This is a genomic window from Peptococcus niger (assembly GCF_900101835.1).
In the GTDB taxonomy this organism is placed as follows: Bacteria; Bacillota; Peptococcia; order Peptococcales; family Peptococcaceae; genus Peptococcus; species Peptococcus niger.
Genome location: NZ_FNAF01000009.1, coordinates 67,767 through 73,766 on the forward strand (window position 1 = coordinate 67,767; position 6,000 = coordinate 73,766).

The following is a 6,000-nucleotide window of genomic DNA, read 5'->3' on the forward strand; positions in this document are numbered from 1 at the left end:
TTGTCGATTGGCGCAAGCCATATCTGTAAAAATTGAGCTGATGTGCTAAAATAATTGGGAAAGGAGGGCGGCCATGAGCCTTAATAACCGAGCCAAACGTGATTTAAGCATTGACGGGGTTAAGTTTGCGACCCTTTGGTTAGTGGTGCTGGGGCATGTTCTGCTTTTTTACGATCCGGCCTGCCCGTCGCTGTTCAACATGGTCCCTGTTGCTGTACCCGGGGCAGGTCCCATGGCCCGCGCTATTTATAGCTTTCATATGCCGCTCTTCTTCATGCTGGCAGGTATGGTTTATCGTCCAGGAAAGGGCTGTGGTGCTTTCATTTGGAAAAAGGTCAAGCGGCTCTTATTACCGAGCATGGCAGTCTTCATCAGTCTTATGATTCCGACGCTGCTGTATTTGGGCTATTACACACCTCTGACCTGGCGGGATTTTGTCTTTAATTATAATTTACGGCATGTGTGGTATGCCCATGCGCTTTTTTGCATCTTTGTTTTAAACCGGCTTTGCGATGCGCTTCATATGCCCAAATGGCTCAAACTGCTGGCGGCGGGGCTGGTGTTCTTCATCCACCCGGCTCTGCCAATCAATTGTTTGGGGCCGAACATTATCTATTTCCAGATTGGAGAGGTCTTTGGCAAGCGCTTTAATTGCCGCCCGGCAATTTGGCTGACGGCAGGGTTGGCCTTTGCCCTAGTATTTTACACTGCCGGTGGGCGGGAATGGCCTCCAGTGGTGCAGGACTTCTACGTTTTGGGGCTGGCTGTCACCGGCGGATTATTTTTTTACAATCTTGCCAAGCACATTCATTATCATTCTAAAGAACAACTGGGCGTGTATTTGCTCCATCCGATGATTATTTACCTGATTCATCATGCGCTGCAGGCCTACCATTTGCCCAGCTGGCCACTCATCATTGGCGTTACAGGGGTATCTTTTGCCCTGTCCATGGCCTTGACGCGCCTCTACCATTTGCTGGTAAGGGACCGGCTGATTCCGGCAGCGAAGTCGCTTTTAGCCGGCGGGGTTGGACGATGAGGGAGCTTACTGAAAAATAGTTGAAAGGTGTCTTTGTAACTTTTCCGATGATTGTTGTTACAGGCGCCTTTTGCTATACTTAAATGTGACCGGAAGCCGTTTATGGCGCGCCGGAAACATGTTTTTACTTTTTGGTAGGAGCGATAGAAATGAAAATTATCATTGTTACTGAGATCTTCTATCCTTCCATAAACGGCGTTGCAACACGTATCGTGGAGGCGATACGGTATTTGAAACAAGCCGGTCACGATGTAACGGTGTTAACATCAACGGGACAAACGAGGGTATTTGAAGGGGCTGAGGTCATTGCGCTGGGGCGCCACCGGTTTCCCATGTTGGGGCAATTGCGCTGGCTGAGCGTGGCGTCCGTATTACGGCGTTTGATTTATGAACAGGAGCCGGATGTGATTCACATTGTCAATGCGTCCTTATTCGGTGCCTGTGGGGCCCTGACTGCACGGCAGCTGGGGATTCCTTTGGTGATGAGTCATCATTTTGATGCGGCAGCCTGGTTTCGGACCCACCGTTTTTGCGGGTCGAGCTGCCGCCAGCTATACTGGAAGGTGGCTAAACGGTGCCACAATTGTGCCGATATTAATTTGGCAATATCTTTGGCACAGCGGGAGCGGCTTCGCGCCAAGGGTTTTGACCGGGTGGCCTGTATTAAGCCGGGCGTTTCGACAACGACCTTTCATCCCCGTCACGCCGATGCGGAGATGCGGCAGCGTTTAAGCGGTGGCCATCCAGATAATTTATTGCTGCTCTTTGTCGGCAAGTTAGATAAAGATAAGAACATTGACCGTCTGAAGGCCTTATTACAGCGGGCCCCGGATTTGCATTTGGCCCTTGTCGGCAATGGGCCCATGCGCAAAAAACTGCGCCGCCATTTCCCGGCAGACCAGGTGGTCTTTACCGGTCGCTTGACCGGTGACGTCTTGGCTGCGGCCTATGCGTCCTGTGATGTCTTGGTCTACCCTGCAGAAAAAAATGATTTGGCCCTGGTCGTCCTGGAGGGGATGGCCTCCGGTTTACCAGTGCTGGCTCAAGATACGCCGGCCATGCGTCTGCAACTGGAAGACGGGAAAACCGGCTACCTGGTATCATTTACATCTACCGATGATTTGATGGATAAAATCAATGAATTGCGCAATCCGGAACGGCTCAATGCCATGTCTGTTGCAGCCCGCCATTATTCGGAGCAATACAGCTGGACGGTCAGCAGTCAGCAATTATTGGACTATTATCACTTGGCTGTTGCCCACCGGCGTAAGCAGGCCTTTATCCGTTGACATCCAGTTGAGCAGTTGAAAGGAAGATTCCATGCAAGAAAAGATCTTAGTGGTGGAAGACGAAGAGAATATCCGCCAGAACATTGCCGATTATTTTGCAGACCAAGGCTATGCGGTATTAGAGGCAGCAGACGGTGAACAGGCCTTGGACGTTTTTGAGGCGCAGAAACCGGATTTGATTATTTTGGATTTAATGCTGCCTAAGATAGATGGCATCGATGTTTGTAAACAAATTCGTCGGGAACACACCACACCGGTTATTATGTTGACCGCCCGGAGCGAAGAAATTGATAAACTTCTCGGCTTAGAATTGGGGGCAGATGACTACATCACCAAGCCCTTTTCCTTACGTGAATTAAACGCGCGGGTCAAGGCCGTTTTTCGACGCAGCCGGCCGGTCGCTGATCACACAGAAGATGTCCGGGTTTTCGGGCCGCTTAAGATTAATTTGGACCGCCGTGAAGTTTGGCTGAACGGGAAAACTGCCGACTTGACGCCGTCAGAGTATGCCATTTTAGTGACCTTGTCCGAAAATGTCGGCCGTCCGTACAGCCGTTTACAACTTTTAACCGCCACCCTAGGCGAAAGTTATGCCGGCTATGAACGGGCTATTGATACGCATGTGAGCAATTTGCGGAAAAAGATTGAACCCAATCCGCAAAAGCCCATATTCATTCAGACCGTTTACGGGCTGGGGTATAAGTTTGGGGATAAGTATGAGCCTGTCAAAGAAGATTAGCCTGGTCCTTCTCTCGGTGGTTACCATCGGCGGGCTGCTCATTGGCGGACTGACCATTGACAGCACCACCCGGTCTTTTGACCAATATTTGTTTGAAACGCGCCAATCGGAAATCAACGAATGGTGTGACATCTATTTGGATTATTACACCAGCCACAACAACAGCTGGAAAGGCGTTGAACAGCTGAATGTGAGCGAAGAAACCGATTTGACGATTTACCTGGGGCAAGCCTACCAACGCCCCATCGTCTTAGTTTCAAAAGACGGGCGCATCTTGGTGCACCCACAGCGCAACTTTATCGGGCTGACCGTTAACGCCTCTTTGCTGAACCACGGCTTTCCCCTGGAAAAGAATGATAAGGTCATCGGCTACTTGCTGCCGATGGATTATTTTGACCATAAATTTTGGGTGCTGGAAGAAAGCTTCATTCGCAATGTTAGCCGGTCGGTGATTAAGGGGATTTTAGCAACCAACTTAATAGCCGCCTTGATTGCCCTTATTTTATCTCAAAATATGGTGCGGCCCTTGCGCGACCTCATTAAGAATGTGCGCGATATGGGCACCAACGACCACTTTGTCCCGGTTGCCGTTTATTCTGACGATGAAATTGGTGAATTGGCCGGCGCCTTCAACCAAATGGGACTGGAAATTGAAAAAAACAGCGAGGCACGCACTCGGCTGTTCGGTGATATCAGCCACGAATTACGGACGCCTTTGGCCGCCATCGGGGCTACCCTGGAAAATAAATTGTTGCGCAGCGAGGCCCTACCGCCGGAGGAAATATCCGCCCTATATGATGAAGTGCTGCGCATGAGCAATCTGGTCAAAGAATTACAAAGCATTTCACGATTGGATGCCGGGCATTTGGAGCTGTCCAAGACCTTGATTGATTTTAAAAGTTTTTTCTCCGAATTTTTTGTGCTCATGGAGGCGGATGCCGCCTCGCGGAATATCCGGGTTGCCATTCATATCCCGGATGACTTGCCCTATTGCTATGCCGACTCGGAGCGGCTGAAGCAGATTGTTTTAAACTTGGTCAGCAATGCCATGCGCTACAGCGATGACGGCGGTCAGGTCACCTTGACTGCCAGTGCCGATGACCAGTACTTCATTTTCACTGTTCAGGATACGGGGGTCGGCATGAATCCCCAGGATATGGCGCACGTCTTTGACCGTTTCTACCGATCTGATGCCTCCCGGGCACGCGATACAGGTGGCAGCGGTTTGGGCATGGCCATCACCAAGGGTCTGGTCGATGCGCATGATGGCATCATACAAGTGGCTAGCAAACCGGGAGAGGGCACCACGTTCACCGTTCGCTTGCCGCTCTATGAGGCGCCGGAAGAAGAAGGCTGATTTTTGTGTAAATGCTTGCAGTCCATGAAGCTGGCGTGTAGAATAGACACTAGAGAGAAATTAAAGTTTGCGATGATAGGAGGTTGTGCTTTGGACGCTAGAATCAGAATACTATTCCATAAAACACGGTTCCTGTGGATCGGTTTTCTTGTCCTCGCCGTATTGGCATTGATCGCCTTTGTCGTTTTAAACTTGACCTTTAATAAACCGGCCGGCGCTTTTGAAAAAGTTAAAGCCCCATATACCCTGGAAATACCGGCATCGCCCCGGTCATTTGAGCGCCTGACCATTGATGCACCGGATGTTAACCTGGAAGTCGGCATGACAGCCGCCGTTAAGAAGCCCACCGCTTACCTTTACGGCAAAAATTATACGAATCAAAAAGTCGTTGCCGATCTTAACCAAGACCGCGTACACATCCAATATAAGCCAACCCATCGTCGGGCCAATGAAGGCCGCCTCACCATGCGCGTTTTGTTGCCTGAAACGGATTTGCGGAATGTGCGCATCACCGGAGACCAAGGCAATGTTAATATTGACCACCTGCGGACAGATGGGCTCAGCCTGAAGAAAGGCAATGGCCGTCTTATCCTCAAGCACATCAACGCCGATTGTACAGAGATTTCCTATAAAAAGGGAAATGTCCGTATGGAAGACAATCGGGTAAGCGACTTTCAGCTAGACGGCGTCAGTGGTGAGATGATTTTGCGCAACAATGTCATGCGTCAACTGGACGTAGAGAGTAAAGAGGGGTCTATCTTTTTATACACCCCGAATTTTAAAGGCAATAGCAAAATCAAAACAGACGAGGGGCACATTACGGCCGTGACCAAGCGCCTTCCATGGTCCCTATTGATTAGCGCCAAGGCAAGCGGCGATGGAGACGTTCAAGTGAATTATCACAAGCGATTCTGGAAAAAACCGGATGTTATCCTTAAAAATAAGCGGGTCTGGCAGGGCGCCGTGGGAGATAACCCGCGGACGATCTTGACCTTGCAAACAAAAGATGGACACATCACCGTTGACCAGCGCAATCGCTACACCGACACCCAGGCCGATTCGGCTGCATAGCACACCTATCAAATACAGAGCATGGTTAAACCACCTTAGGGCTTAACCATGCTCTATTTTTCTTGGCCTTGCAATCCATGCTTGCATTTACAAATTTCATCGCCTATAATAGGGAGCACATCATCAAGATCTTGCTCAGCCGATGTGACTTGTAAAAAAATGCAAGTTATCGCTTGACAGGATGAATATGGTGTGCTAGACTAAATGAGTCGTTTTCTGAGGAAGACGGCAGCTCTTTGACAATTAAACAGCCAGACAAGCGTACGAATTAAGTGAACATGAGCTAGAGCTCTTACGTATAACACGGAGAGTTTGATCCTGGCTCAGGACAAACGCTGGCGGCATGCCTAACACATGCAAGTCGAACGGACGGAGGAAAGAGATCTCTTCGGAGTGACCTTTCCCGAGTTAGTGGCGGATGGGTGAGTAACGCGTGAGTGACCTGCCCAGCAGTGGGGAATAACAGTGAGAAATCATTGCTAATACCGCATACCTTACAAGTGCT

General features: G+C 49.8%; 5 protein-coding genes and 1 rRNA gene. All 6 read left to right on the top strand.

Going from position 1 to position 6,000, the window contains the following annotated elements:
• The first annotated feature begins 73 nt into the window (after window positions 1-73).
• Window positions 74-1,039, top strand: coding sequence for an acyltransferase family protein (locus BLQ16_RS07350; RefSeq protein WP_091792091.1), 966 nt, complete (start codon window positions 74-76; stop codon window positions 1,037-1,039).
• A 149-nt stretch (window positions 1,040-1,188) separates the two neighbouring features.
• Window positions 1,189-2,328 carry a glycosyltransferase gene (locus BLQ16_RS07355; RefSeq protein WP_091792092.1) on the top strand — a complete coding sequence of 380 codons (1,140 nt, stop codon included), beginning with the start codon at window positions 1,189-1,191 and terminating at the stop codon, window positions 2,326-2,328.
• Window positions 2,329-2,359: 31 nt separating this feature from the next.
• Window positions 2,360-3,067, top strand: a complete 708-nt coding sequence (locus tag BLQ16_RS07360) for a response regulator transcription factor (protein WP_091792093.1) — start codon at window positions 2,360-2,362, stop codon at window positions 3,065-3,067.
• Window positions 3,045-4,424, top strand: a complete 1,380-nt coding sequence (locus tag BLQ16_RS07365) for a sensor histidine kinase (RefSeq protein ID WP_091792094.1) — start codon at window positions 3,045-3,047, stop codon at window positions 4,422-4,424. The genes BLQ16_RS07360 and BLQ16_RS07365 overlap by 23 nt, the downstream gene beginning before the upstream one ends.
• 90 nt (window positions 4,425-4,514) lie before the next feature.
• Window positions 4,515-5,495 carry a DUF4097 family beta strand repeat-containing protein gene (locus BLQ16_RS07370; RefSeq protein ID WP_159428036.1) on the top strand — a complete coding sequence of 327 codons (981 nt, stop codon included), beginning with the start codon at window positions 4,515-4,517 and terminating at the stop codon, window positions 5,493-5,495.
• Window positions 5,496-5,795: 300 nt separating this feature from the next.
• Window positions 5,796-6,000: ribosomal RNA gene (locus tag BLQ16_RS07375) — 16S ribosomal RNA — on the top strand; the annotation flags it as partial.

Coding starts and splice junctions, on each gene's coding strand:
- BLQ16_RS07350 (WP_091792091.1), top strand. CDS start 74: ATGAGCCTTAATAACCGAGCCAAACGTGATTTAAGCATTGACGGGGTT.
- BLQ16_RS07355 (WP_091792092.1), top strand. CDS start 1,189: ATGAAAATTATCATTGTTACTGAGATCTTCTATCCTTCCATAAACGGC.
- BLQ16_RS07360 (WP_091792093.1), top strand. CDS start 2,360: ATGCAAGAAAAGATCTTAGTGGTGGAAGACGAAGAGAATATCCGCCAG.
- BLQ16_RS07365 (WP_091792094.1), top strand. CDS start 3,045: ATGAGCCTGTCAAAGAAGATTAGCCTGGTCCTTCTCTCGGTGGTTACC.